Here is a 25601-nt window from a genome sequence, read left to right on the forward strand (position 1 = left end):
ACAAGGCGGTCGGCCGATTCGCGACACGGCGATCGCGGCGGTTCCGTGAAACGCGCCGTTCATGGGGAAAGGCATAGGTTGAACCTGCATTCCAGCGAGCGAGGAGGCCCTCACCGCCATGGCACGGGTGACGCGGGACGAGATGGACCGGCTGATCGGCGGCGAACACCATGATCCACACGGGATCCTCGGTGCCCACCAGGGCCGCGACGGGGTCACGATCCGGGCGCTGCGGCCGTTGGCCGAGAGCGTCGAGGTCGTCCTCCCCGACGGCACCCGGCACCCACTGCGCCACGTCCACGGCGGAATCTTCGCCGGCACGCTGCCCGACGACGCGTCTCTCGCCGACGGCAGGACCGAGAGCGCCCCGATGGCGGTGCCCGACTACCGGCTCGCTGTGACCTATGCCGACGGGCCGGAGCTCACCCAGGACGACCCGTACCGGCATCTGCCCACGCTCGGGGAGCTCGACCTGCACCTGATGCAGGAGGGCCGGCACGAAGAGCTGTGGAAGGCACTCGGCTCCCAGGTGCGCACCTACGCCTCGGCCTTCGGACCGGTCACGGGCACGGCGTTCACCGTGTGGGCGCCGAGCGCCCGCGGCGTCAGACTGATCGGCGACTTCAACCACTGGGACGGCACCGCGCATCCGATGCGGTCACTCGGGTCGTCGGGCGTGTGGGAGCTGTTCGTACCGGACATCGGCGAGGGCAGCACGTACAAGTACGAGATCCTCGGCGCCGACGGCAAGTGGGTCCGCAAGGCCGACCCGATGGCGCAGGCCACCGAGTGCCCGCCCGCGACCGCGTCAGTGGTGTTCGGCGCATCGCACGTGTGGTCGGACGGCGAGTGGATGGACGCGCGCAAGGGCCGCGACTGGCTGCACGAGCCCATGAGCATCTACGAGGTGCACCTCGGGTCGTGGCGGCAGGGCCTCGGCTACCGCGAACTCGCCGACGAACTGGTGGAGTACGTCGCCGACCTCGGCTTCACGCACGTGGAGTTCCTGCCGCCGGCCGAGCACCCGTACGGTCCGTCCTGGGGATACCAGGTGACGTCGTACTACGCGCCGACCGCGCGCTTCGGCGACCCCGACGATCTGCGGTATCTCATCGACCGGCTGCACCAGGCCGGCATCGGCGTGATCGTCGACTGGGTCCCGGCGCACTTTCCGAAGGACGAGTGGGCCCTCGCGCGGTTCGACGGCACCGCCCTGTACGAACACGCCGATCCGCGGCGTGGCGAGCATCCCGACTGGGGCACGTACGTCTTCGACTTCGGCAGGCCGCAGGTGCGCAACTTCCTGGTCGCCAACGCGTGCTACTGGCTGGAGGAGTTCCACGTCGACGGGCTGCGGGTCGACGCCGTCGCCTCGATGCTCTACCTGGACTACTCCCGTGAGGAGGGCCAGTGGACCCCGAACGTGTACGGCGGACGCGAGAACCTCGAGGCGATCTCGTTCCTGCAGGAGATGAACGCGACGGCCTACAAGCGCTCACCCGGCATCATCACGATCGCCGAGGAGTCCACCGCCTGGCCCGGCGTCTGCCGGCCGACGCATCTCGGCGGGCTCGGCTTCGGGTTCAAGTGGAACATGGGCTGGATGCACGACACGCTCGGCTATCTCAAGCACGAGCCGATCTTCCGGAACTACCACCATGGCGAGATCACCTTCTCACTGGTGTACGCGTTCTCGGAGAACTATGTCCTGCCGCTCTCGCATGACGAGGTCGTCCACGAGAAGGGGTCACTGCTCGGGAAGATGCCGGGAGACTCCTGGCAGAAGTTCGCGAACCTGCGCGCCACCCTCGCGTACATGTGGGCGCATCCGGGCAAGCAACTGCTGTTCATGGGCGGTGAGTTCGGTCAGGGCGGCGAGTGGGCGGAACAGCGCTCACTCGACTGGTGGCTGCTCGATGACGAGCTGCACTCCGGTACGCAGCAGTTCGTCCGCGACCTCAACCGCGCCTATCGCGGAGCTCCGGCGCTGTGGACGAGGGACAACGACCCGCAGGGCTTCCAGTGGATCGACGCCAACGACGCGGCCGGCAACGTGCTGAGCTTCCTGCGGTACGGATCGGACGGCTCGATGCTCGCGTGCATCGTGAACTTCGCCGGGATGCCGCACGAGGAGTACCGGGTCGGGCTGCCGTTCGCGGGCTCGTGGCGCGAGGTCATCAACACCGACGCCTATGAGTACGGCGGCAGCGGTGTCGGGAACCTCGGCCGGGTCGAGGCGGCCGCCGCGCCCTGGCACGCACAGCCGGCCTCTGCGGTCCTGCGCGTGCCACCTCTCGGCGCCGTCTGGCTCACGCCCGAGCAACCACCCTCACCGAGGTGACCCACAGCCGAGTGATCGGCAGGTCGCCCACGGGCCCCGGAGCCGCACAGTGCTCTTGTGGTCGCCCGCGTGCGGGAACCACAAGAGCACTGCCGGGACCACTGGGAATCCACCCGCGCGCGGTCAGTTCAGGAAACGGTCGAAGGTCCGCGTGACGTCGGCCTGATCCGCCTCGTGCGGCCAGCCCTGGTCGAGGGCCATCCGGGCGAGCCGTACCGCGGCCTCGCCGGGACGGAACACCGAATGCCGCTCACCGGGGCTCACGCCCCAGACGAACCAGAAGAACTGGACGTAGACGTAGATCCGCAGGGCCCGTTCCCAGCGGTCGCGCGCCTCGATGCAGGCCCGGCCGTCCTGGTCCCGGATGGTCGCTGTGGGCACGCCTAACTCCGTCAGCTCCGTCCTCAGCTCCGCGAGGCACGTCTCGACCTGGATCCGCGATTCTCCGTCGGGCATGTCCGCTCACCTCTGTTCACCGCGTGTGCGGTTCGTAGGGGGTTGACTACACAGAGTCAGAATTACATGAGGCTGCTTGCTTATGCAACTGCATCCTCGGATCGGTTGCACGCTCCGTCCATCGTCGGCACACTGACCGTGACCGGGCGGGAGGTGGCGCATGACCCTTGAGCGGAGCCCGACCGTACGCAAGCTCCGCCTGGGCATCCGCCTGCGCAAGCTACGGCTGCGAGCCGGCTGCACCATGCCCGACGCCGCCGACCACGTCGCCCGCACGGACTCGTCGATCAGCCGGATGGAGACCGGTCAGGTGGCGGTCAGCCAGCGCGTGCTCGACAAGCTCTGTGACCTGTACGACGCCCGTCCCGAAGAGCGCGAAGCGCTCCGCATACTCGCCGACGAGGCACGGCAGCGCGGCTGGTGGCACGCCTACGCCGACTCCCTGCTCCCCGGCCACGACGTCTATCTCGGCCTCGAAGCCGAGGCGGCCACCCACTGGATCTACGAGCCCGAGGTCGTGCCCGGACTGCTGCAGACCGAGGGCTACGCGCGCGGCATGATGCGCGCCGAGCCGCGCGCGCTGCCGGGCGAGGCGATGAACGGCCTCGAGGCGGTGCGCCGCAAGCGGCAGGAACGGCTGACCGGCGAGAATGCCCCTGTCCTCACGGTCGTCCTGCACGAAGGCGTGCTGCGGCACGACGTGGGCGGCGGCGCGACCATGCGGGCACAACTGCGCCACCTGCTCGCCGTGTCGCGGTGGCACAACGTGACGCTGCAGGTGCTGCCCTTCAGCGCGGGCGCGCATCCGGCCATGTACACCGGCGGGTTCACCGTGCTGTCGATCCCGCTCGGCGGCGACGAGACCCATGACGTCACCTACCTGGAGCATCGCTCGGGCGGCCTGCTTCTCGACAGGCCCGCCGAGGTGGGCCGGCACCGAACGGCGCACGACCGGCTGCGGGCCATGGCGTTGAGCCTCGACGACTCCCGGGCGCTGCTCGAGCGGCTGGCGACCGGACCGGTCCCCTGACGAGGCGGCCGAGTGGCGGCACGGACCGGGCCCCTGCGGCGGACGTTCACCGGCACCGCCGGTGACGGCCGGCGGGCCTTCTATGCTGGGCCGATGATCTCACCGACAGGGCAACGGCTGCGCGTGGTGCCCTCGCAGTTCACCCTGGGGCACGTGCCGGACGCCACGTTTCCCGAGGACGACGAGTGGATCGCGCTGGTCCGGGCGCCCGAGGGGCTCACCGTGGTCCGGGAGTCGTGGGGGAACGACTCCGGCCGGCGGTGGGTGGGGTTCTACGGTGACCAGCCGCACGAACTCGACGTCCCCGGGATGCTGGCGGCCGTCGTGGGGCCGCTCGCCGAGGCCGGCGTGCCGGTGTTCGTCGCCTCGACCTTCCACGCCGACCTGGTGCTCGTGCCCGTGGAACGGCAGGGCGACGCCTCGCTCGCCCTGAAGAACGCCGGACACGAGGTACTCGACCGCTAGCGCGATGTGGTCCGAGCCCGGTTACGAACGGGCGCGTGGCGACGGCCGGAGCTGGCCGAGGAGCGTACGGGGTCCCATGACCTCAGCGCCCAGGGCCTCGCAGCGGGAACGCAGTTCCCGGTCGGCGGTGACGACCACGACCGCGGCGTCGGGCTCCGCCGTCCGCACGACCTCGACGATCGCGTCGTCGCCGCTGCCCGGCGCGCGCACCACGCGCAGCGGCGCCAGCCGGCGCACACCGTCGGCGGACGCGAGCCCGTCGTCCGGCAGACCGCGCGCGGCCGCTCCCTCGACCACGAACGCGATCTCTGGAAAGCACCGGTCGTACGGAGGGATCCCGGTCATGCCCTTGGTGGCCAGCCCGCTGATCTCGTCGCGCAGCCGTGCGGCGGCCCCCGCCCGGTCGCGCCACCAGCCGTCAGCACGGGCGCCCATCACGTTCGCCACATCGACGACGAGAACCGGCCGGAACATCACCGTGCGCAGCCGCGGCCACGAGGCGGCGAACGGCGCGAACAGCCGCATCCGCTCGACCCCATCCGCGGGTTCCCAGGCCGCGTCACGGGTCTCCGACGAGGCCGGCCGCACTGCCACCCGCTCGGGCGCCGAGGCGATGATGGACGTGAACTCCCAGCCACCATGGTCGTCGGTCAACACCCCGTGCACCCGTACGGCCTCGGGGGCCAGCGTGCACTCTTCGGCGGTCTCACGCAGCGCAGCGGCGACGTCGCCTTCGTGACTGTGCCGGGCGCCGCCGAACATGCCCCACGTACCGGCACCGTTGCACCACCAGGCCCGCTGTTGAAGCAGCACGTACGGCTCGGCGGCGGGCTCGTCACGGTGGAAGACGAGCAGCCCCGCCGCGCCGTGCCTGCCCCAGTGGATGTGGCCGCGTCCGCAGCGGGCCCAGCCGTCACCGTCTCCCATGGCCATGACACTAGTCAGCCGAGCGCCGTGCGTGCGGGAGGCGGACTCGGCGTCGGCGGCCGCCGGGGATGTCCCATCTGCCCGCGTTTACCGAGCACATATCCGGTTCCGCCCCATACGATGGGCACTGTCGTTCCGGGGGCTGCGTGGCATGGGCGAGGGGCCATTGACGGGGCCGGGACGGCATCGCGCGACGTTGAGGAGAACCCATGCCCGCCGTTTCCCTGGAGCCCGGCGACCCGCGGACGCTCGGCCGGTTCCGGTTGCTCGGCCGGCTGGGTGAGGGCGGGCAGGGCATCGTCTATCTCGGCGAGGGCCCCACCGGGGCACGGGTCGCGGTCAAGGTGCTCAAGACCGGAGCCGATCCCCGCGCGCGTGACCGGCTGTCCCGCGAGATGGCGGCCGCCATGCGGGTCGCGCAGTTCTGCACCGCACGAGTGATCGATTCTTCCGTGGACGGGCCGCGCCCCTACATCGTGAGCGAGTACGTCGACGGCCCTTCGCTGCAGGAGCGGGTCACCGAACGAGGACCGCTGTACGACGGCGACCTCGACCGGCTGATGGTCAACACGGCCCGGGCGCTGCGGGCGATCCACCGGGTCGGTGTCGTGCACCGCGACCTGAAGCCGGCCAACATCCTGCTCGGCCCGGACGGCCCGCGCGTCGTCGACTTCGGCATCGCCCGCGCCATCGACGCCGACGTGCCGACCCAGATGGTGGGCACACCGGCGTACTTCGCGCCGGAATGGCTGCGCAACGAGCCGCCGACCCCCGCCTCCGATGTGTTCGCCTGGGCCGGGACCATGGTGTTCGCCGCGACCGGCCGCCCGCCGTTCGGGCCGAACACCAACCTCCACGCGCTCCTGCACCGTGTCGCCAACGACGAACCCGACCTGAGCGGCGTGCCGCGACGGCTGCTGCCCCTGCTGACGCGGTGCCTGGACAAGGATCCCGCGCGCCGGCCGACCGCGGCCGAGGTCGACGAACGGCTGCTGGACGCGGATCCCGGTGGAGATGCCGAAGAGCGCGCGAGCGGACGGGGACCGGAGACGTCCCGCGACGTCGCCGGGCCGCCGCCGGACCCGGCCGGGCCCTCGGACCGTTCCGAGGAGGCCGCGGAACCTCAGGGTCGGCCGATCCCGCCGGAGCCGGTGGGCGCACCCGCCGGCCGTACCTCCCACGACGCCGTCCCGCCCGGGCCGGAGCCGCTGCGGACGGCCACCACACGGACGCCCGCGCCGGCGGGTGCCGATCCCGAGCCCGCGTCCGAGCCCGATCTCGGGCCCAGGCCCGATCCCGCACCCGAGCCGGATCCACGCGCCCGGCCCGCACCGGAACCGACGTCGCCCACGCCCGCTCAGGACCCGAGCCCGCCCCGGCGACGGGGCGGCCGCCGCGTCCCGGTGTTCGGGGGGCTCGTCGCCGTCATCGCCGTGGCCGGCGTCCTCGGGATCGTCCTCTTCGGGGGTGGGACCGAGGAGGCGACCGTCCCGCAGTCCTTCGAGGGCACCTGGACCGGCACCGTCTCCGAGAGCGAGGGCTTCGACAACAGCGGCGTCGGGGCGACGATGACGATGCGGCGGGAGCAGCGGGCGGCGACGCTGAGGTACGACAGCGGGACCTGTGACGGTGAGCTCACCCTCAGAGAGGACAGCGCCGACGAGCTGACCTTCGAACTGACCCGGGGACGGTGCCCTGCCGGCACCGTGCGCGTCTACCTCGACGGCGGCGTCCTGGTGCTGAACGCCGCAGGCCCCGGCTACACCGCGAACGGGAAGCTCAACCGCACCGGCGGGTGAGGCGGGGACCGTCCCTTCAAGGACCTCGCCACCGCGGCATAGGGTGGGCTCATGGTGGACCCGGGAAAAGTCGTTGATCTGATCAAGGATGCGCGCGATCGACGGACCGTGCCGCTGATTCTGGAACTCGATCTCACCGACGGACTCGTCGAGACGGCGCCGGCGGATCCGCTCACGGCGATCCTCTCCATCCGGCGTACGCACCTGCGCGATGTGCTCGACGGCCTGCGAAGGGCCCGTACCGACTCGCGCGTGCGCGCGCTGATCGTCAAGATCGGCTCGGGTATCGGCCTGGCGATGGCCCAGGAGCTGCGGGACGCCGTGCGGGCGTTCCGCGACGCCGGAAAGCCGACCGTGGCGTGGGCCGAGACGTTCGGCGAGACCGGCCACGGCACCGTCCCCTACTACCTCGCCACCGCGTTCGAACGCATCTACCTGCAACCGTCCGGCGACGTCGGGCTGACGGGCGTCTCGCTCGAGGAGCCGTTCTTCAAGGACGCGCTCGAGAAGGCCGGGGTGTCGCCCCGGTTCGCCAAGCGGCACGAGTACAAGACCATGGCGAACACCTTCATGGAGAACGCCTACACCCCCGAGCACGAGGAGATGTCGAGCCGGCTCGTCGCGTCGATCGGCGAGCAGATCACCGCCGGGGTGGCGGAGGCCCGGGGGCTGACCGAGGAGCAGGTGCGGAAGCTGATCGACCGTGGCCCCCTGCTCGCGGACGAGGCGCTCGACGCCGGCCTGGTCGACAAACTGGGCTATCGCGACGAGGTCTACGCCGAGGTGCGGGCGCAGGCGGGCGAGGACGCGCAGTTGCGCTACGTCGCGCGCTACAACCGGGCTCACTCGCTCACCCCCCGGCTCTCCCGGCCGAGACAGGACGTCATCGCGCTGATCCAGGGCCATGGCCAGATCCGGCTGGGCCGGAGCGGCCGTTCGCCGATGCCGGGGCAGGGCAACGCCATGGGCTCCGACACGATCGGCGCCGGGTTCCGCGCCGCCGTCAAGGACGACAGGGTCAAGGCGATCGTGTTCCGCGTGAACAGCCCCGGGGGATCCGCTGTCGCCTCCGACGCCATCTGGCGTGAGGTCGTCCTCGCGCGCCGGGCGGGCAAGCCGGTCATCGTGTCGATGGGCGATCTGGCCGCGTCCGGCGGTTACTACGTCTCGGTGGCGGCGGACACGATCGTCGCCCAGCCCGGAACCTTCACCGGGTCCATCGGCGTGGTGGTCGGCAAGCCGATCGTGAACAATCTGCTGGAACGGCTCGGCATCGGCGTGGGCTCGGTCGAGGACGGTGCCCACGCGCGCATGTTCAGCGCGACGAAGGACTTCAGCGACAGCGAGTGGGAGCGGATCAACACCTCGCTCGACCGGATCTATGACGACTTCACCGCGAAGGTGGCCGAAGGCCGCCACATGTCGCGCGAGCAGGTCCACGAGCTGGCCCGGGGCAGGGTGTGGACCGGGGCCGACGCGCGCCGGCACGGGCTCGTCGACGAGCTCGGCGGCCTCGATCTGGCACTCGACCTCGCCCGCAAGAAGGCCGGGCTGGCCACCGACGCCCCGGTACGGGTCTTTCCGCACACCGCTCCGCTCGACCGGCTCCGGCCACCGGAGTCCAGTGACGACCGCACGGCCGCGAGAGCCAGGCTGGACGCCTGGGGATCGCTCTCGGGGCTGGCGAACCGGCTCGGGCTGCCGGCCTCGGGGCCGCTGACCCTGCCCGGTTCCTGGGACATCCGCTGAGCCCGTCCGCGGACGGGCTGCCGTGATCCCACCAGCGGAGTTCACCGAGGCGGTCGCCGGGTTCGCGACCGGTGTCGTGCTGGTGACGGTACGGGACGGCCGCGACGACATCGGCACCACGGTGACTTCTTTCGCCTCGGTGTCCCTGGAGCCGCCCATGGTGCTCGTCGGCATCGCGGACGAGTCCTATCTGAGCGAGGTCCTGCACCGGCAGGACCATTGGGCCGTGACGATCGTCAGCGCCGAGCAGAGGGCACTGGCCGGCCGGTTCGCGGCCGAGGGACGGCCGAGCGCCCGGCTCCTGCTCGCGAGCGTTCCGCATCACCGTGGACCACGCTCCGGCGCGCTCATCGCCGAGGGCGGGATGGCGGCGCTCGAGTGCGAGACCCGGCTGCGGGTGCCGGCCGGCGACCACGTACTTTTCGTCGCGGAGGCGATGGCGGTGGACTACGTCGAGCCGGCCCGGCAGCCGCTGGTCCGGGTCGGCGGCCGATATCGCTGACCTTCGGGAAGAAGCTCCTATCACGGCCGCTTCTGCGGAGCAAACTACCGTTCTCTACCGGTTCGGCGGCAACTGTTGACGCGACGTGGGTCCTCGTTCACCCTGGATGACGAGCCGACGACAGCCCGCTTCACGAGGGCTGAACACGCACCACACTTGTGCCGTACGCCGGGGGGACCGTGCACGTCATCAGCCCGGTTCCCTCCCTCACCCGGCCGGCGGCACTACCTGTCCTTGATCGGAGCCGAGTTGATTCGCGTATTGATTGCGGAGGAACTGCACTTAATGCGGGGAGGGCTCGTCGCCCTCCTTTCTGCCGAAAGAGACATTTCGGTCGTAGCCGAATTAGACTCGGGTGAAAAAATCATACCCACGGCGCTGAAACTCGATCCGCACGTCGCATTGATCGATGTTCGTCTGCGTGGGGGATTCGCCGCCGCGCGCGCTTTGCATCACCAATTGCCCGACTGCGGCACGATGATCATGGCCGAGAGCAGGCGCCCGCGCGATCTACGGCGCGCCGTCAAGTCGCACATCCTCGGGTTCGTGCTGACCGACGTCGAACCGGAGGCGCTCGCCGACGCCGTCCGCCGGGTGGCGCGAGGTGAGCGGGTGCTCGACTCCGAGCTGGCCTTCGCGGCACTCGACGCGGAGCAGAGCCCGCTGACACCCCGCGAGCTCGAGGTCCTGGAGGCCGCCGCCGACGGCACGCCGCCCGAAGAGATCGCCGCTCGGCTGTTCCTGTCCGTGCGCACGGTACGCAACCACCTGTCCCGGATCACCAGCAAGACCGGGGCCCGCAACCGGGTGGACGCCATCCGCATCGCCAGCGAGGCGGGGTGGCTGTGAGCGCCCTCCCCGCCCGCCACGCCAGGGACCGCGACGCGCATGCCCCGGGATCGGGGCACCGCGAAACATGTCCTCGGCATCGGAGCGGTACCACGCCGACACGAAAGGTTTGGATAGAGCGTCGAAAACGGGGAATGCCACAAAGGTCTGGGACATAGCCTGATGTCAGGCGCAGAGTCGCGCTTCGGAGGGCCGGCATGAATCGGGCGGGCGGTGGAAGGGGAGACGGGCCGCACAACGCCCGGACTGCCGTCACCCTTCTTTTACCCCGGCGACTTTTCCGGCTATGGTGCCTATTACGACATATCTTACTTATCGCCGGTTTTCTGACCATCGGGTGGTTGATAAGCGGGCCATCGGCGGCGCACGCCGCCGAGAAGCCGATCGCCCCGGATCGTCCGACCATCGGTGGGGTGACCACGGACGTGCTCGCACTCGTGCGCGACATCACCGATCCGGCGCAGAGCGGACGCTCCCCCGCGACCAAGCACCCCGACACCAAGCACCCCGACACCAAGCACCCCGTCACCAAGCATCCCGCGACCAGGTCCTCCGCCACCAAGGCATCCGCGACCACGGCATCCCCGCGCGGAGCCGCGAGGCCTCCCGCCCGGAGCGGCCCGACCCGCCGCGCCTCCCGGGCACCCGAATCGAGCCCCGTTCCCGCCCGCGCCGATCGGACGACGCGCGACGGATCTCCTGCGGCCGGCGAGCGACGGCATGACGAGGATCGCCGGGCAGCGAAGGACGCGAGCCGCCGCCAGGTCACCGGCCTGGTCCACCGCCGGCTCACCCCGGGCTCGACCGCGCCCGCGCACGGGGCCACGACGTGGCGCGACCCGCGGCTGCGAGGCGTGCTCGGCGGTGTGATCCGCGCAGTCACCGAGGCGCCGCCCGTTCGCGGGACACCCGGGCTCTGTCTCCCTACGACCGAGCCCGCCGGCACCGCCGGCCGGCCCACGCTCGCAGACGGAACCGGCCGGCCGCCGCTCGTTCGCCTATGCCTCGCCGGTTCGCTGATATCGGCCGCGATCAAGCGCGTTTCGCCGGCCGGTCCCGATCGTGCCCCGCCGCCGTCCACCGCGCCCACCACCGCCGACCTGCGCGATCAGGCCGTCCGCGTCCCCGCCGCCGAGCCATCACGCGTCCTCGGCACCGTCGCCGGCACCGCCAAGCCCGCTCCGGACGCCGAGGCACCGGCGCGGGCGGGTCCGCCGTGCCTCCGGCCGGTTGCCGGAACCGGCCGGCGTCCCGCGGAGCCTGCCGCCCGGATCGCGCGTGCTCAGGCACAGACCGACCACCCGGAGCCACCGGTCCCGCCCACGTCGCCCGCATGCGACAAGGAGACCCGGGGCGTGCCCAAGCCTCCGCTGGAAACCGTCGGAGATCTGCCCAGGCCGGGACAGGCGCGCGCGGGCGGCCGGCCCGAAACCGCTCGGCACATCGGCGCTCCGACGCTTTCCATCCCGGCCGAGGATCCCGCCCTATCGCCCGATTGATCGAGCGCTCCGGCCCGCGGCCGCCGGCGGCCAACCGCCCTGCGGTGCCTTCCGCCTCCAATGGCACCGAGGCCGGTCTTCGGCATCCTCTGCCGCGACCGTGACCCCGGGCTCGCCGGGCCGGCGCTGACATCGCAGTGATCATCTCGCCCATGCACGGGTGTGTTCAGCACGCAGTGAGCCGACCGAAGGGCAGTGCCTTGATCCGCACACTGGTCTGCGAGAACGTACGACTCCTCAGAGCAGGACTGGTCGCACTTCTGTCCCGCCCCGCCGACATCGAGGTCGTCGCGCAACTCGACGACAGCGACGGGATCGTCCCCGCCGCCATCGTGGCGCGGCCGGACGTGGCCCTGATCGACATCGACATGCACGGTGGTCCGCTGGCGCTGTCCGTGCTCAGTGACGCCGTCCCGGCCTGCCGGATTCTGGCCCTGTACTCGCCGGAGAGCCGGGGCCATGGCCTGGGACCGGTGAGCGCGCCCGCCCACGCGCTCATGCCCAAGACCGCCTCCGCCGACCGCGTCGTGTCCGCCGTCCGGGGTCTGGCCCGGGGAGACGGGCTCATCGAGCCGTTCTCCGTCCGCCGGCCGGCCGACGCGATCGCCAGCCCGCTCACCCCTCGGGAGACCGCCGTCCTGCGGGTCGCGGCCGAGGGGGTCTCGGCCGCCGAGATCGCCAAGCGGTTGAACCTGTCACCCGGCACCGTGCGCAACTACATCTCGCGAGCGATCGCCAAGACCGGCACCCGCAACCGCCTCGACGCCGCCCGGTACGCCGACCGCCAGGGGTGGCTGTTGCCCTCGGTGCCACGGTCTCCGTGACAGTCCGCTGTGCCGTACGAGGTGTGCGCCGTACGAGAGGTGCGGCGCACACCCGCAGAGGCGGCGGAGGAGCGGAGCCATCACGGGCCCCGTGGTGATCAGGCCGTCGTCCGCGTCCCGCCCCGGTCGACGCCGCCCGGTTCCGCGCCCTCCCCGCCGGCGAAGTGCACCGGCTCCAGTTCCCAGTGCCCGACCAGGTCGCGGTAGGAGGGCGAGGTGACGAGCAGGCCGGCGTGGGTTCCGAGTGCCGTGCCGTTCCCGTCCATGACCAGGATCCGGCTCGCGCGCAGGGCCGAGCTCATCCGGTGGGCGACCACGACGAGCGTTCCCGGCCGGCGTGCGAACGCCTGCTCGGCGCGCGCCTCCGCAGCCGGGTCGAGGTGGCAGGTGGCCTCGTCCAGGATGGCGAGCGGCGCGGTGGAGAGGTACGAACGGGTGAGGGCGACGAGTTGACGCTCTCCGGCGGAGAGGTCGCGAGTTCCGATCACGGCACGGTAGCCGCCGAGGCGTTCCACGACCGGCCGAAGCCCGACCAGGTCGACGGCCTCGTCGAGGAGGGCGACGGAGGCGCCGGGCCGCAGGTAGGCCAGGTTCTCGGCGAGCGTGCCCGCGAAGACGTAGGCCTCCTGCGGTATCACCACCCGGTACCCGCCGTCGAGGCCGGACACCGGTGCTCCCCCGAGCCATACCCGTCCCGACCGCGGCTGGAGCAGCCCGGCCATGAGCGACGCGACCGTCGACTTGCCGATGCCGCTCGGGCCCACGATCGCCAGGTGGTCGCCGTCCGGGACCACGAGGTCGAGCCCGTCGACCACCGGCTCGGCATGCGGGCCGTAGCCGAAGACCACGTCCCGGAGTTCGAGGTCACGGCGGACCAATGGGCGGATTCCACCGCGGCCGGTGCGGGCGTGCCCGGCTCCGGCGAGCGCCGTACCATCCAGGCCGCCCGTGGCACCCAGGCCGCCCGGGCCGCCGTCGTGGCCGGTCTCGAGGATGCGGTTCAAGTTGACGACCAGTTGCAGACCGCTGCCGCCCAGTGCCTGGACCAGCGTCTGGAGCGCGGGCTGGAAGGCGTAGGCGATGTAGGTCAGCGCACCGAGGATGGTGCCCGCGGTCGCCCCCCGGTCGCGCAGCCACGGCGCTCCGGCCAGGACGAGGACGACCGGCAGCCAGCCGCCGATGGTGAGCGACAGGGTGCGCACCGTCGTGAGCCTGGCCAGTGCCCGCACCGCCGAGGCCTGTGCCTCGACCCGCGCGCCCACCGCGGCGCGCGTCTGCTCCTCACCACCGTTGGCGGCGATGTCCCGTAGCCCTTCGGCCAGCGCACCGGCGGATTCGGCGACGTCCTCGTCGGCGAGGGCGAGCCGCCGCTGCCGGCCCGCCAGCGCGCGCAGCGACCCGAAGAACAGGGCCAGGCCCACCGCGAACGGCGGCAGGATGAACACCAGCACCTCGGGCGTGAGGAAGAGCAGGCCGAGCAGCGCGCTCGCCACCGTGAACACGAAGCTCCGGACCACCATCACCATGCCGGCGAAGGAGTCCCTGACCACCTCGACCTGCCGGGTGAGGCGGGCGACCCCCGCGGCCCCCGGCGCCTCGTCGCCCGTGGTCGCGCGGTGCAGCGCCCCGGCGACCACATGGCGTACGAGTTCGTCGCGGAACGGCTCGACGATCGCGGCCAGCCGGAGATAGATCTGCCGGGTCGCCACGGCACCGGCGATCACCGCTGCCGCGAGCACCCCCAGCCAGGCCAGTCCGGTGCCGGGGCTGCCCCCGCGGAACCCGTCGTCGACGGCCAGCGCGATGGCCCGGCCCGACACGAACACCGGAATCACCTCGACGACCGACCAGCCGGCCAGCCGCACGAGCTCGCGCGGGCGGCGCCGGAGCGCGGACAGCAGCACCCGTGCCGACCTGCGCGTCACGCTCGTCGACCCGCGCGTGACGCTCATCGACCCGCCCCCCTCACGGCTTCGCCGTCCGGCGCGCCCGTCCGCACCGGCGGGCCGGCACCATCCGCGCCGTCCTGGAGCGGTGGCGCACCCGTCCCGTCCCGATCCGCCGGCGCATCGGCCGGGCGGAAGACCGCGCGGTAGGCGGGGTCGCGCCAGAGTTCGCGGTGCGGCCCGAAGGCCCTGATCGCGCCCTCGTCGATCCAGGCGACCAGATCGGCCCGGCTCGCGGTCGCCGCCCGGTGCGCGACGATGAGCCGGGTGCGGTCTCCGAACTCCTTGGTGAGGGCGCGGCTCACCTGCAGCTCCGTGGCCGTGTCGAGACTCGACGTCGCGTCGTCGAGAATGAGCAACCGTTCGGCCTGCGCGAACGCCCGCGCGAGCCCGAGTCGCTGCACCTCCCCGCCGGACATCGGCGCGGCCTTCAGCGGCGTCGCGTAGCCCCGGGGCAACCGGCGGATGAAGGTGTCCGCGCACGCGGCGCGGGCCGCCTCGCCGATGCGGCCGGACAGATCCCGTGGCGACGAGACGACCGCACCGAAGCCGATCACGTCGGCGAGCGTGTCACCGACCAGCACCGGTCGCTCGAAGGCGTAGCCGACCGCTCTGCGCAGCGCGGCCCGGTCGAGTTCCCGGAGCGGAACGCCGTCCAGCAGCACCTCTCCCGCCTCCGGTTCGGTGAGCCGGCCGGCGAGGGCGGCGAGCAGCGACTTGCCGGCTCCGGACCGGCCGACGACCGCGACCGCCGCCCCGGCGGGCACGATCAGGTCGACGCCGCGGAGCACGGGATCCCTCGGCGCGGGGCCGTCCGGTGCGAGGCCCTTCGGCGCCGGTTCGCCGCCCGGCCGCGCGGTGACTCCGCGGAGCTCCAGCCGGCCGCCGCCACCGGACGGCAGCGTCCGGGTGCCGTACGCCGTGGGCGGCTCGCGCAGCACCTCGACCGCACGCCGCGCCGCCGCACGGCCCCGCACCACGCGGTTGGCGAACAGCACCACGGCGTCGAGACCGGACCCGAGAACGGCATACCGCCCGGCGGCCAGCAGTTCGCCGAGGGTGATGCGGTCCCAGAACAGCATCAGGCCGGCCGTGGCGAGAACCGCGACCTCGATCAGCGGCATGACGAGTGCGCCCTGCACCGTCATCCGGGTCTGTGTCCGCCACATCGCGAAGCCGTGCGCGCGCAGGTCCGCGAGCGGGCCGAGCACCCGCTGCGTCTCGCGTCGCTGGGTTCCCGCGGCGGCGACCGTACGGGCCCCGGCGAGCGCGTCGAGCAGCCGGGCGGCGATGTCGCCCTGGGCCCTCTGGTAGCGCGCGGTGACGTCCGACGCCTCGCGGACGAACCCGCGGAGCATCACGGCCAGTACCGCCATGCCGGTCAGGAAGGCGGCGGCGAGCAGGGGGTCGATGAGCGCGAGGGCGATGAGGCTGCCGACGGCCGGAAGCGCCGAGGCCGCCGCCATGGCCGCCGCCGAGGCGGCGTTGCCCGCGTCGTCGGCTCCCGCCACCACCCGGCCGACCAGGTCACCGGACTCGAACCGGCGGGCGCCGCGCGGGCCGAGGGCGAGCACGTGGCCGAGCAGGGTGTGCCGCAGCCAGGCGGTCGCCCGAGCGCGGCTCATCCCGGCGGCGAGATCCCCGAGCGCCTCCCCGGCGATGCAGACCGCGATGAGGACGGTGCATGCGGCGACCCAGTGGCCCGTTCCCGAGCCCGCCATCACGGCGTCGACGGCACGGCCGAGCGCCGCCGGCAGCAGGATCTCCGCGAGCGCCGTCAGGGTGGTCGCGACGGCCAGGACCACCACCCATCCGCCGCCACGGCGTACGACGCTGGTCAGCAGGCGGTCCGCCGCCCGCCGGTCCGAGTTCGTCAAACGTCCTCCCGCCGCACTGCCCGAGCCGGCCACGTGCGCGTACACTCGAGGGAAATGGGAGGCCCCGGGCGGAGCCCTGGAGACCAGAGCCACCGCCCGGGACCCGGGGAAACCGCTCTTAGCAGAGCAGCAGGCTCAGGGTGCTGGCCCCGCCGCCGCCGCAGCTCTTGCTGTGACTGCTGTGCCCGCCCGGAATCTCGGCGAGCTCCATGCCCTGCAGGTCAAGAAGCGCCATTGCGTGTCCACCTCCTCTCCCGACTCGTCCGGCTCTTGGTGGTGCCGGCTTCCAGCAGCGGCAGTGCAACGGGTTCGCCGTGCAAGGCCGCGCCCAGGGCCAGCAGGACGCCCGCCGTTCCGGTGGCGAGGTCCATCGAGAGCCGGTACAGCTGATCACCAGGGAACGCGAGGTCGCCCTGGTAAGTGAGTGCGTGCCACGCCAGGTTGCGCACCTGCAGCGACACGTGGGGGTCGGCCGCGGCGCGGCCCGGCTCGAAGCCGCGCGCGAGGTGGGCGAGCAGGCCGGCCCTGCCGTTGAAGAGCCCGGACTGCACCGTGAAGGGTGAGCGGACGCCACGGCCGATGTCGTCGGCGGCCTGCTGAAAGCGCTCGTCGCCGCGCTGGGCGAGGTACTCCTCGAGCACGACCGCGATGCCCGCGGCGCCCCGGTTCAGGTACGGCACGGTGCGCCAGCCCTCGTCGACGTGCAGGGTTCCGTCCGGCCGCGTCGTGCAGCGGCGCAGGTCCTGCCCGAGAGCGGTGGCGGCGTGGTCCAGCCAGGTCGCGTCACCGGTGTCCTCGAACATCCGGATGAACAGCAGCGCGGGGCCCGACGACCCTTCGAACAGGCCGGCGTGGGGATGGTCGCCTCCGCTGGTCTCGGGCACGTCGTCGACGCCGCCGAGCCGGTCCGCGACGATCTCGGCCGCCCGCACCGCCGCTTCGCGGAAGGTGGACTCGCCAGTGCGCCGGGCGAAGTGGCGGAGGTTCAGCCCGACACCGGCCAGGCCCCCTCCGAGATCCAGGCCGAGGCCCTCCCATCTCTCGCCGAGGCAGATCTCCACGATCTTCAGTGCCTCGTCACGATGGCCGAGGTGCTCCAGCACGTGGGCGATACCGTGCAGTCCCTCGTAGAAACCGAGCCTGGTGCCCTCGCGCGGCGTGAGCGCCCGCTGGATCAGCCACTGCTCGTGCTCCGGGTGGCGACCCGCCCCGGTGACGTCGAGGGCGTACAGGACGCCCGCCGCGCCATGGGAGATGTTCATGCCGCCCGTGGCGAACTGCTCGATGTCCCCGGGGAACAGCCGGTCATCGCGGCCGGGGGTCGCGCTGGCCAGTATCGCGCGGCTCATGGACGCGCGGGCCCGCTCCCAGCCCTCCGGCGTCGGCTCCAGCGCCGGCGGGCCGGGCTCGGTCGTACGGACGCGTGGCCGGCCGGCGTCGTGTGCGCGGCCGGCGTCGTGGAACCGGCGGGAGTGCTCACCGCCCGGGTCGATGATCTCGACCGCCTCGTCGAGGAAGTCCCGGGGCACCGGGAAGGCCTCGGCGACGATGTCGGCGAAGTGACGGGCCTTGCCGCGCTCGAGCACGAGCAGGGTGGTGATGGGCAGGAAGAGCGCCAGGCGCAGGCAGGCCAGGGCGTACCTGTCGCGCTCGAACCCCTCGCGGTCGTTCGGGGCGGCGAATCCCGGGTGGGCCAGTGAGGGCCGCTGTGCCTGCTCGACGGGGGCCGCCACCTCGTAGTCGATGAGGGCGACGCTGTCGTCGGGACGCACCATGATGTTGAACGGGTGGAGGTCGCCGAAGACGAAGCCTCGTTCGTGGATCCGCTCGATCGCCTGCTCGACGCGGTGGTAGACGCCCAGCGCCCACTCGGTGTAGTCCGCCGTCCGCTCGCCCGACTGCGTCGGGTCGCTCAGCGGATACCGCTCGCTGAACATCTGGTTGAGCGGTTTGCCCTCGATGAGGTCCTGCACCAGGAAGTGGTGCTCGCCGAGGGTGAAGTGGTCGCGGACGCCGGGCACCGCGTCGACGCCGGCGAGCGACTCCATGATGGAGCGTTCGTGGGCGAGGCGGGTGACCGCGTCGGCGCCGTCGTAGGCGAGGCCCGCGTGCGGCCGCGCCTCTTTGAGCACCACCTCGTCGCCCGTCCGCAGATCGCGGCCGGCGTAGACCCCGCCGCCGTTGGAGAAGTGCAGGACGCGTTCGACCTTGTAGGGCAGGCCCTGAACGGTCGTCGCGGACCGGGCCTTCAGATGGGGCTCCAGGAAGGCCGGCAACTCCACCCATGGCGGCATGGTGAAGACGGGGGTCCGGCGGTCGGGGACCAGCCGCCCGTCCGGGTCCTCGATGGCCGGCTCCAGGACGCCCCGGTCGGAGACGCAGTAGCGCGGGGCGAACCCCCCGTACCGCACGTACAGCGGTCCTTCGCCCCAGCGCAGGTCGCTGAGAATGTACGGCCCGGGCCGCCCCGCCAGAATGTCACCGAGCTCGGTGAGTACCAGTTCGAGACGTTTTTCGTTTTCCGGGTAAATTGTTACGAGTTTTCCGCTGGCTCCGCGGCTGGCGTACTTGGCATTGCGCATGTGCAGCACATGCCTGGCCCGGAGGAACTTGAAAGAGATGAGGCGCGGGACGCAGTAGTCCCACACCTCATCCAGAATCTCCTCGGCATTGTCGAGACACGCCGAGACATGAATCTTCCAGCCTTGGCCGGGCAGTTCGGCGGCCTCGGGCAGGCTCTCGTCCGGGCCGTAGACCAGCCAGTCGTCCTGCTCGAACCGCTGCCATCCCGGCGGGACCGGTCGGCCGGCCATCGCGTAGTCGAGATCGAGGCCGCCGGTCTGTGGCGCCACCGGCGAGTCATAGAAAAGCGGATCCACCATGCAGTAGAGCTCATACCGCTTGTCCATGCAGCCCATCCTCTGGAGGTCGTACCCGCCCGGCATGAAATGTCGGAAAAGTTACGGCGTGTCATCACAGTGCCGAAGCCGGAAGCGGGCTCAGGAACTGCTTTGCGCAATCCAGAGAATTACAGGCGCACCTCGTCCGTACTAGTGACGGCGGTCACGACCTGACCGTGATTGTGTCATTCGCGGTTCGTTGAGCGTTGTATGACATCCACGCCCTCACCAGGCGATACGCCCGGCCCTCCACACGGCGGCGACCTGCGGGACGCCGGGGCGGTAGGCGAGATGGACATGGGACGGGGCGTCCAGCATCAGCACGTCGGCACGGGCACCGACGGTGAGGTGACCCACGTCGCCGCGGCGCAGCGCCCGCGCGCCGCCCGCCGTCGCGGCCCATACCGCCTCGGCCGGGGTCATCTTCATCTCCCGGACCGCCAGCGCGATGCAGAAGGCCATGCTCGAGGTGTAACAGGAACCCGGATTGCAGTCGGTCGCGAGCGCCACCGTCGCGCCGGCCTCGATCAGCCACCGCGCGTCCGGATAGGGCTGCCGCGTGGAGAACTCCACGCCCGGTAGCAGGGTGGCGACCGTCTCCGAACCCGCGAGCGCGTCGACGTCACGGTCGGACAGGAACGTGCAGTGGTCGGCCGACGCGGCGCCGTAGGCCACCGCCAGCTGCACGCCCGGCCCGTGACCGAGCTGGTTGGCATGCAGCCTGGGCAGCAGCCCGGCCTTGACCCCGGCCTCAATGATCTCGCGGGTCTGGTCGGGGTCGAAGGCGCCCCGTTCGCAGAACACGTCGATCCACCGGGCGTACGGCGCGCAGGCCGCGAGCATCTCGCCCTTGACGAGGTTGACGTAGGTCTGCGGGTCGTGCGCGTACTCGCCCGGCACCACGTGCGCGCCCAGGAAGGTGACCTCGTCGACCACCTCCGAGGCGATGCGTACGGCCCGCTCCTCGTCGGCGGCCGTGAGCCCGTAGCCGGACTTGCACTCGACGGTGGTCGTCCCCTGCCGGGCCATCTCGTCGACGAGCCGGGTGAGGTTGGCCCGCAGATCGGCGTCCGAGGCCGCCCGGGTCGCCGTCACGGTGGTGAGGATCCCGCCGGCCGCGTACGGCTGCCCGCTCATCCGGGCCGCGTACTCCTCGGCACGCTCGCCGGCGAACACCAGATGCGCGTGTGAGTCGACGAATCCCGGCAGCACCGCCCGTCCGCGGGCATCGTAGAAATCGTCCGCCTCGGGCGCGTCGGCCGAGGGGCCCACCCACACCACCCGGTCGCCCTGAATGACCATCGCGGCGTCGCGCAGGATCCCGAGCTCCCCCTCGCCGTCCGCGGGGTCGTTGGTGACGAGTTCGCCGATGTTGGAGATGATCACACTCACCACTCCAGCATCGCAGCTCACGGCACGCGTACGGGATGTGGGGTGCGGCGACACGCGGGCGCGCCGGGTGGACGGCCCTCCCGGCTGTCGGTCCGGCCTGGCAGGTCAGGATCGAGTCGGGCTGGGAGCGGTGGGCAGGAGGGATGCGATGCCGGGTTGCAGCACATCCCGGACTTCGGCGTAGGAGCCCCCGAAGGTCAGGTCTCCACAGCCGTCACTGCCCGGGTGGAGCCATGCCAGCTGGAACTCGCTGGAAGCGAAGAACGCGCTGAGGCGGGGTGGGGCCGTTCGCATGGCCGGGTTGTCAGAGTCGGACGTCACGGAGAAGAAGTCGGCCTTGGTGAACTGCCCGTCAGGGGAACACTGGCTCCACACGCGGCCCTGACCAACACGCTGCGCCACACGGGCCTGGAGCTTGCTCACACCTGCGGACGTCAGCGTGCCGGGAAGAAAGATGTCGGTGGCCGTGAGCCTGCGGCCCGTACGCAGATCGACGTTGACGACTTCACCGCCCGGGGAGCCGTCGGCCTGCTGACACCAGTCGGAGCGCAACTGGTAGCGGACCGACAGCAGGCGGGGGCCGCGCAACCCGGTCTGGGCGACGGTGCTCACCTGGGTGGGACGGCCCGCGCAACCGGCAGCGTTCTGGCCGGCACTCGCCCGGCCGATCTCGATGAGCCGATCCAGAGGGGCGCGCAGCACGAGATTGATGCGTCGTTCCAGAGCGGGGTCGCGCAGACCGCGAACCGTGACGTACTGCGCGTTCTGCACCAGTACCGAGGGGCTGGTGATCCGCTGGTTCTCGCTGGCCACGTTCACGATCGCCACCGGTGGCGGGGGCGGCGCATTCTCCGCCGTTGCGTAGAGCACCACGCCGGCCGTTGTAGCGATCACAGCGGCGCCTGCCACCCCCAGCACCCCCTTGCCCCCCGCGGTGGCCAGAAAGCCCTTGCCCGCCGTCGCTCCCGCGGCACCGGTCCCCGCGCCACCGCCGGCACCGGCGGCACCGCCGGCGCCGGCGCCGGCGGTCGTGGCGCCCGGGGTGACCATCAGTGCGCTGAGCGGGAAAAGCGCCGCCAGGGCAACGGCGGCGGCGGCCAGCGCGCGGACGCCTCGCTGTTCCCAGCCGATGCCGTACGCGGCGATCGCGGCGGACTCCAGTTCGGCGACGAAGGCCGCCGCGCCCGCAGGCCGCTGCCAGGGGCTCTTGGCCATCCCCTGAAGGACAAGAGGGCGCAGTGGCTCGGGCACCTCTTGGACATCGACCTGGGCGGTCAGGTGCTTGTTCATCAGGGCGACCTGCTCGACCCCCGCGTACGGCCGTCGCCCGGTGACGCACTCGACGAACACGCAGGTGGCGGCATATACATCGGTAGCCGGGGTAGCAGCCTCACCACGCCACTGCTCCGGCGCCATGTAAGCGGGGGTCCCCGCGAAGGAGCCCTGCCCTGCCAACACGGCCACGCCGAAGTCGACCAGCTTGCTCAGCCCGTCGCCCTGCACCATTACGTTGGCCGGTTTGTAGTCGCGGTGCACGACCCCGAGATCGTGCGCCGCCGCCAGCCCGAGTAGCGAGCCCTTCAACACGGTCAGCGCCGCCTCCGGCGACAACGCCCCGTGGCGGTTGAGCACCTCCTTGAGCGACGTCCCGTTGATCGCCTCCATCACGATCGCCGCGCCGTGCTCGCTCGCCACGAACTGGTAGAGCCGGGCCACATACGGGCTCGTCAGCCGCCCCAGCATCTGCGCCTCGGTCCGCAGTCCCTCGATGGCCTGCGGGGAGCTCTGCGCCAGATACTTGATCGCTACTGGAGTCCGTGACTCCATATGCTGCGCCAAGACCACCCGGCCCTGCGCTCCTCGCCCAAGCTCCCGGTTCTCGATGAACCCCGCCAGCCGCCAGTCCGCCATGCGTACCCCCACTGTCCTCGACCAGGCATTCCAGCAGACAAGACGGTGCCATGGTGGAACAGGTTCGCGAGAAGTCGTATCGAATCCGCATCGCTACGGGTCAACCCCGAGACCGCCGGCCGGCGGGCGACCACACTCCGCCGGGCCTATGCTCGCCCGGCCATCGGCTCCGCGACGCGGAGATCGATGGTGTCGGAGTGCCCCGACCACGACAGCTTCAGCCGCCAGCAGCCCGGTTCCGGCAACTTGATCAGCGAGGGGCCGGCACCGCCGGTCATCTCGCGGTGGACCGGCTGCTGTGAACCGTCGCGGTAGGCGTCGATCTTCAGTGGGCTGCTCGGCTGCTGACGCAATCGCGAGATCCAGAGGATCTTGCTTCCATCGCCGTCGCCCGGCCAGGCCCGGGTCGGGTACGCGAACAGCGCGGCGATCATGTCGCCCCGGGCGCTCACGACATGTGGTATCCGGGCGGCGCCGGCATCGGAGAAGCCGCTCCGGGCCCAGGTCGGCAGTGAGCCCTTCGCCACCCGCGGTGCGCAGGCTCCGGCCGCCCACGGCGCGGCCTGTGCCGCCGGTGCCGCGGTGCGGCTCTGGGCGGTGGCCTCGCCGGCCGGCCGCTGCGTCGAGGTGCAGGCCGCCAGGAAGGCCGCGGCGGCCGCCATCGCGATTGCCCGTCTGAACGCCATCTGGTGGCTCCCAACGTCGCCGGAAGACCATAGTGCGCGCGTTTCCCGCCGAAGAACAGCTCGGTCGGGCAACATCGAACGACGGGTCATGTGCTCTTGGTGATCGTCTCGATGGCGTTGCGCAGCTCACCGGGGACATCGTCGACGCTCAGGTGCCGGCCGTCGCGGACGATCTCACGGCCGGAGACGACCACGTGCCGCACGTCCGCGGCGGTCGCCGCGAACACGACCGACTCGGCGGCGAACGCGGGCTCGGTTCCGGCGAGACGCACCGAGTCGAGCGACACCGTGACGAGATCGGCGTGGGAGCCCGGTTCGAGCCGTCCCGCCTCGGGCCAGCCGAGCGCCGAGTGGCCGTCGGCCGTCGCGGCGGCGAGCAGTTCGCCGGCCGTCCAGTGCCCCCGGCGCCTGGTGCGCAGCCGCTCGTCGAGCTCGACCGCGCGGGCCTCCTCGAACAGGTCGATCACCGCGTGCTGGTCCGAGCCGAGTGACAGCACCGCACCCGCCCGTACGAGATCACGGGCGGGCCCGATCCCGTCGGCCAGGTCGCGTTCGGTCGTAGGGCACATGCACACGCCGGTCCGGGTCGTGCCGAGCAGCCGGATGTCCTCGTCGCCGAGGTGGGTGGCGTGCACCGCCACGGTCCGCGGGCCCAGGGCCCCGCCCTCGTCGAGGAGCCGGGCCGGGCTCACGCCGTACGCGCGCAGGCACTGCTCGTTCTCCGCGGGCTGCTCGGACAGGTGGACGTGCAGCGGCGCCCGGCGGCCGGCGGCCCAGGCGGCCACCACGGGGATCTCCTCGCGAGGCACCGCCCGTACGGAGTGGACGGCCGCGCCCACGCGCGCGTGCGCGAGGCCGCTGCGGCCGGTCGCGTCGTGCAGCGCGGTGACCCGCGCGGCCCAGTTCTCCGCCGATCCGTCGCCGAACCGCAGCTGAGCACCTCGCAACGGCTCGCCGATCCCTCCGGCGAGATAGCACGCGTCGAGGAGGGTGATCCGGATGCCCGCGTCGGCGGCGGCCGCGATGAGCGCGGCGCCCATCGCGTTCGGCTCGTCGTACGGCACCCCACCGGCGCCATGGTGCAGGTAGTGGAACTCGCCGACGCAGCTCACCCCCGCCAGCGCCATCTCGGCGTACACCGCCCTCGCGAGGGCGTAGTAGGAGTCCGGGTCGAGACGCTCGGCGATGCCGTACATCTGCTCTCGCCAGGTCCAGAAGGAGCCCTCGCCCGAGTGCGCGCGTCCGCGGAGCGCGCGGTGGAAGGCGTGGGAGTGCGCGTCGGCCAGGCCCGGCAGTGTGAGCCCCGGCAGCCGTACGGCGCCGGGTGGGGCCGGCGTGCCGGGGGTCACGGCCGTGAGGTGGTCGCCGTCGGCCTCGATGAGCACGTCGGCGGCGATCTCGCCGCCCAGCCAGGCCAGCTCGGCGTGCCAGCGTGCGGTGGCCATCACGTCGCGGGCGACGGGTCACAGGCGAGATCGTCGAGCACCGCGGTGAGCGCCTCGACCCCGGCCAGGCAGTCCGCCGGCTCGGCGTGCTCGGCCGGGGCGTGCGACACCCCGGTGGGATTGCGAACGAACAGCATGGCGGTGGGCACGTGGGCGGCCAGGATGCCCGCGTCGTGCCCCGCTCCGGTCGGCAGCACCGGCGGCCGCCGCTCCCCGTCCCGGGCGATCGCGCCGGCCAGCCGGTCCCTGAGCGCACGGTCGAACGAGACGATCTCGGTGTCGGACTCGCGGGTCATGGCGGCCATCACGCCGTGCTCGCCCGCCGCCTTCTCGGCGGCCCGCTCGATCTGCTCGACCGTCGCGAGGACCGCCCGCTCGTCCGGTCCCCGGGCGTCGAGCCAGGCGGCGACGTGGGAGGGGATCGCGTTGACCCCGCCCGGCGTGACGTGAACCTTGCCGATCGTGGCGAGGGCGTCGTGGCGTTCAGCGCTCTGCCGCGCGGCGAGGACGGTGGCGGCGAAGGGCAGCATCGGATCACGCCGGTCCCCGAGCCGCGTCGTACCCGCGTGGTTTCCCTCGCCGTGGAAGTCCAGCCGCCACCGGCCGTGCGGCCAGATGGCGCTCGCCACCCCGACCGGCACGTCCAGCGCCCGGCCCTGCTCCACGTGCAGCTCGACGAAACAGCCGATGCGGCCCAGCAGCTCGTCGTCGCGGCCGATCGCCTCCGGGTCGACGCCGCCCGCGCTCAGGGCGTCGGCGAGCGTGACCCCGTCGCCATCGCGCAGCCCGCGGGCGCGCGCGGGATCGATGGCACCGGTGAGCAGCCGGGATCCGAGGCAGGCGATCCCGAACCGGGCACCCTCCTCTTCGGCGAACACGGCGACGCCGATGGGCCGGGCAGGTGTACGGCCGCGCTCGCGCAGCCGGTCGATGGCGGCGAGCGCGCTGACGACACCGAGCGGCCCGTCGAACGCCCCTCCCCCGGGCACCGAGTCCAGATGAC

At 72.0% G+C, this 25601-nt stretch carries 20 protein-coding genes; 9 read left to right on the forward strand and 11 right to left on the reverse strand.

The genetic code is table 11. The features are described from left to right. The first annotated feature begins 118 nt into the window (after nucleotides 1-118). The gene (glgB, locus tag HKK74_RS02875; protein ID WP_187241356.1) at nucleotides 119-2341 is read left to right on the forward strand and encodes a 1,4-alpha-glucan branching protein GlgB; all 2223 of its coding nucleotides are present in this window, start codon (nucleotides 119-121) and stop codon (nucleotides 2339-2341) included. Nucleotides 2342-2464: 123 nt separating this feature from the next. On the opposite strand, the gene HKK74_RS02880 is transcribed toward glgB, so the two are convergent. Next, nucleotides 2465-2797 (reverse strand): hypothetical protein, encoded by a 333-nt coding sequence (locus tag HKK74_RS02880; RefSeq protein ID WP_187241357.1) that lies wholly within the window; start codon nucleotides 2795-2797, stop codon nucleotides 2465-2467. Between the two features lie 160 nt (nucleotides 2798-2957). Between HKK74_RS02880 and HKK74_RS02885 the strand changes: the two genes are divergently transcribed. Both HKK74_RS02885 and HKK74_RS02890 read left to right on the forward strand, forming a co-directional pair. Then, a complete protein-coding gene (locus tag HKK74_RS02885) occupies nucleotides 2958-3827 on the forward strand; it encodes a helix-turn-helix domain-containing protein (protein ID WP_187241358.1) in 870 nt (289 codons plus the stop codon). A gap of 93 nt (nucleotides 3828-3920) precedes the next feature. After that, on the forward strand, nucleotides 3921-4292 hold the full coding sequence (locus HKK74_RS02890; RefSeq protein WP_187241359.1) for an ACT domain-containing protein: 372 nt from the start codon (nucleotides 3921-3923) through the stop codon (nucleotides 4290-4292). Nucleotides 4293-4313: 21 nt separating this feature from the next. On the opposite strand, the gene HKK74_RS02895 is transcribed toward HKK74_RS02890, so the two are convergent. Beyond that, complete coding sequence (locus HKK74_RS02895) at nucleotides 4314-5219, reverse strand: NUDIX hydrolase (RefSeq protein ID WP_312881195.1); 906 nt, start codon at nucleotides 5217-5219, stop codon at nucleotides 4314-4316. 209 nt (nucleotides 5220-5428) lie between these two features. Here HKK74_RS02895 and HKK74_RS02900 point away from each other — a divergent pair, with 209 nt between their 5' ends. From HKK74_RS02900 to HKK74_RS02925, 6 genes are all read left to right on the forward strand, one after another. Then, entirely contained in the window at nucleotides 5429-7018 is a 1590-nt protein-coding gene (locus HKK74_RS02900) for a serine/threonine-protein kinase (RefSeq protein ID WP_187241361.1), read from the forward strand. 51 nt (nucleotides 7019-7069) lie between these two features. Further along, entirely contained in the window at nucleotides 7070-8767 is a 1698-nt protein-coding gene (gene sppA, locus HKK74_RS02905) for a signal peptide peptidase SppA (RefSeq protein ID WP_187241362.1), read from the forward strand. Between the two features lie 22 nt (nucleotides 8768-8789). After that, nucleotides 8790-9269 carry a flavin reductase family protein gene (locus tag HKK74_RS02910; RefSeq protein WP_187241363.1) on the forward strand — a complete coding sequence of 160 codons (480 nt, stop codon included), beginning with the start codon at nucleotides 8790-8792 and terminating at the stop codon, nucleotides 9267-9269. Nucleotides 9270-9503: 234 nt separating this feature from the next. Continuing rightward, nucleotides 9504-10118, forward strand: a complete 615-nt coding sequence (locus tag HKK74_RS02915; protein WP_281397649.1) for a response regulator transcription factor — start codon at nucleotides 9504-9506, stop codon at nucleotides 10116-10118. Nucleotides 10119-10531: 413 nt separating this feature from the next. After that, nucleotides 10532-11617: a hypothetical protein gene (locus HKK74_RS02920; protein WP_187241364.1), complete on the forward strand. Its 1086-nt coding sequence runs from the start codon at nucleotides 10532-10534 to the stop codon at nucleotides 11615-11617. 200 nt (nucleotides 11618-11817) lie between these two features. Continuing rightward, nucleotides 11818-12441, forward strand: coding sequence for a response regulator transcription factor (locus HKK74_RS02925; RefSeq protein WP_187241365.1), 624 nt, complete (start codon nucleotides 11818-11820; stop codon nucleotides 12439-12441). Between the two features lie 98 nt (nucleotides 12442-12539). Here the strand turns inward: HKK74_RS02925 and HKK74_RS02930 are convergent, their stop codons facing one another. From HKK74_RS02930 to HKK74_RS02970, 9 genes are all read right to left on the reverse strand, one after another. Beyond that, on the reverse strand, nucleotides 12540-14393 hold the full coding sequence (locus HKK74_RS02930; RefSeq protein WP_187241366.1) for an ATP-binding cassette domain-containing protein: 1854 nt from the start codon (nucleotides 14391-14393) through the stop codon (nucleotides 12540-12542). Continuing rightward, nucleotides 14390-16264: an ATP-binding cassette domain-containing protein gene (locus tag HKK74_RS02935; RefSeq protein WP_187241367.1), complete on the reverse strand. Its 1875-nt coding sequence runs from the start codon at nucleotides 16262-16264 to the stop codon at nucleotides 14390-14392. The genes HKK74_RS02930 and HKK74_RS02935 overlap by 4 nt, the downstream gene beginning before the upstream one ends. Nucleotides 16265-16382: 118 nt before the next feature. Next, nucleotides 16383-16499 carry a SapB/AmfS family lanthipeptide gene (locus HKK74_RS02940; protein ID WP_187234246.1) on the reverse strand — a complete coding sequence of 39 codons (117 nt, stop codon included), beginning with the start codon at nucleotides 16497-16499 and terminating at the stop codon, nucleotides 16383-16385. Then, nucleotides 16486-19173 (reverse strand): class III lanthionine synthetase LanKC, encoded by a 2688-nt coding sequence (gene lanKC, locus HKK74_RS02945; RefSeq protein WP_187241368.1) that lies wholly within the window; start codon nucleotides 19171-19173, stop codon nucleotides 16486-16488. Before lanKC ends, HKK74_RS02940 begins: the two co-directional genes overlap by 14 nt. Before the next feature lie 216 nt (nucleotides 19174-19389). After that, entirely contained in the window at nucleotides 19390-20556 is a 1167-nt protein-coding gene (gene hutI, locus HKK74_RS02950; RefSeq protein ID WP_187241369.1) for an imidazolonepropionase, read from the reverse strand. 105 nt (nucleotides 20557-20661) lie between these two features. Then, nucleotides 20662-22467, reverse strand: coding sequence for a serine/threonine-protein kinase (locus HKK74_RS02955; RefSeq protein WP_187241370.1), 1806 nt, complete (start codon nucleotides 22465-22467; stop codon nucleotides 20662-20664). A 146-nt stretch (nucleotides 22468-22613) separates the two neighbouring features. Then, complete coding sequence (locus HKK74_RS02960; RefSeq protein WP_187241371.1) at nucleotides 22614-23153, reverse strand: hypothetical protein; 540 nt, start codon at nucleotides 23151-23153, stop codon at nucleotides 22614-22616. An 86-nt stretch (nucleotides 23154-23239) separates the two neighbouring features. Next, nucleotides 23240-24598, reverse strand: coding sequence for a formimidoylglutamate deiminase (locus HKK74_RS02965; RefSeq protein ID WP_187241372.1), 1359 nt, complete (start codon nucleotides 24596-24598; stop codon nucleotides 23240-23242). Beyond that, nucleotides 24598-25601: allantoate amidohydrolase (locus HKK74_RS02970; RefSeq protein WP_187241373.1), on the reverse strand; the 1004-nt coding region annotated here is incomplete at its 5' end. The genes HKK74_RS02965 and HKK74_RS02970, both read right to left, overlap by 1 nt.

Source organism: Actinomadura alba (genome assembly GCF_014323705.1).
GTDB classification, from domain to species: Bacteria; Actinomycetota; Actinomycetes; order Streptosporangiales; family Streptosporangiaceae; genus Actinomadura_C; species Actinomadura_C alba.

Excerpts from the sequence above, each read along its gene's own strand:
- HKK74_RS02965 (WP_187241372.1), bottom strand. The coding sequence starts at position 24,598 with ATGGCCACCGCACGCTGGCACGCCGAGCTGGCCTGGCTGGGCGGCGAG.
- HKK74_RS02960 (WP_187241371.1), bottom strand. The coding sequence starts at position 23,153 with ATGGCGTTCAGACGGGCAATCGCGATGGCGGCCGCCGCGGCCTTCCTG.
- HKK74_RS02940 (WP_187234246.1), bottom strand. The coding sequence starts at position 16,499 with ATGGCGCTTCTTGACCTGCAGGGCATGGAGCTCGCCGAGATTCCGGGC.
- glgB (WP_187241356.1), top strand. The coding sequence starts at position 119 with ATGGCACGGGTGACGCGGGACGAGATGGACCGGCTGATCGGCGGCGAA.
- HKK74_RS02880 (WP_187241357.1), bottom strand. The coding sequence starts at position 2,797 with ATGCCCGACGGAGAATCGCGGATCCAGGTCGAGACGTGCCTCGCGGAG.
- HKK74_RS02930 (WP_187241366.1), bottom strand. The coding sequence starts at position 14,393 with ATGAGCGTCACGCGCGGGTCGACGAGCGTGACGCGCAGGTCGGCACGG.
- sppA (WP_187241362.1), top strand. The coding sequence starts at position 7,070 with ATGGTGGACCCGGGAAAAGTCGTTGATCTGATCAAGGATGCGCGCGAT.
- HKK74_RS02900 (WP_187241361.1), top strand. The coding sequence starts at position 5,429 with ATGCCCGCCGTTTCCCTGGAGCCCGGCGACCCGCGGACGCTCGGCCGG.
- HKK74_RS02895 (WP_312881195.1), bottom strand. The coding sequence starts at position 5,219 with ATGGGAGACGGTGACGGCTGGGCCCGCTGCGGACGCGGCCACATCCAC.
- HKK74_RS02890 (WP_187241359.1), top strand. The coding sequence starts at position 3,921 with ATGATCTCACCGACAGGGCAACGGCTGCGCGTGGTGCCCTCGCAGTTC.
- HKK74_RS02885 (WP_187241358.1), top strand. The coding sequence starts at position 2,958 with ATGACCCTTGAGCGGAGCCCGACCGTACGCAAGCTCCGCCTGGGCATC.
- lanKC (WP_187241368.1), bottom strand. The coding sequence starts at position 19,173 with ATGGACAAGCGGTATGAGCTCTACTGCATGGTGGATCCGCTTTTCTAT.
- HKK74_RS02955 (WP_187241370.1), bottom strand. The coding sequence starts at position 22,467 with ATGGCGGACTGGCGGCTGGCGGGGTTCATCGAGAACCGGGAGCTTGGG.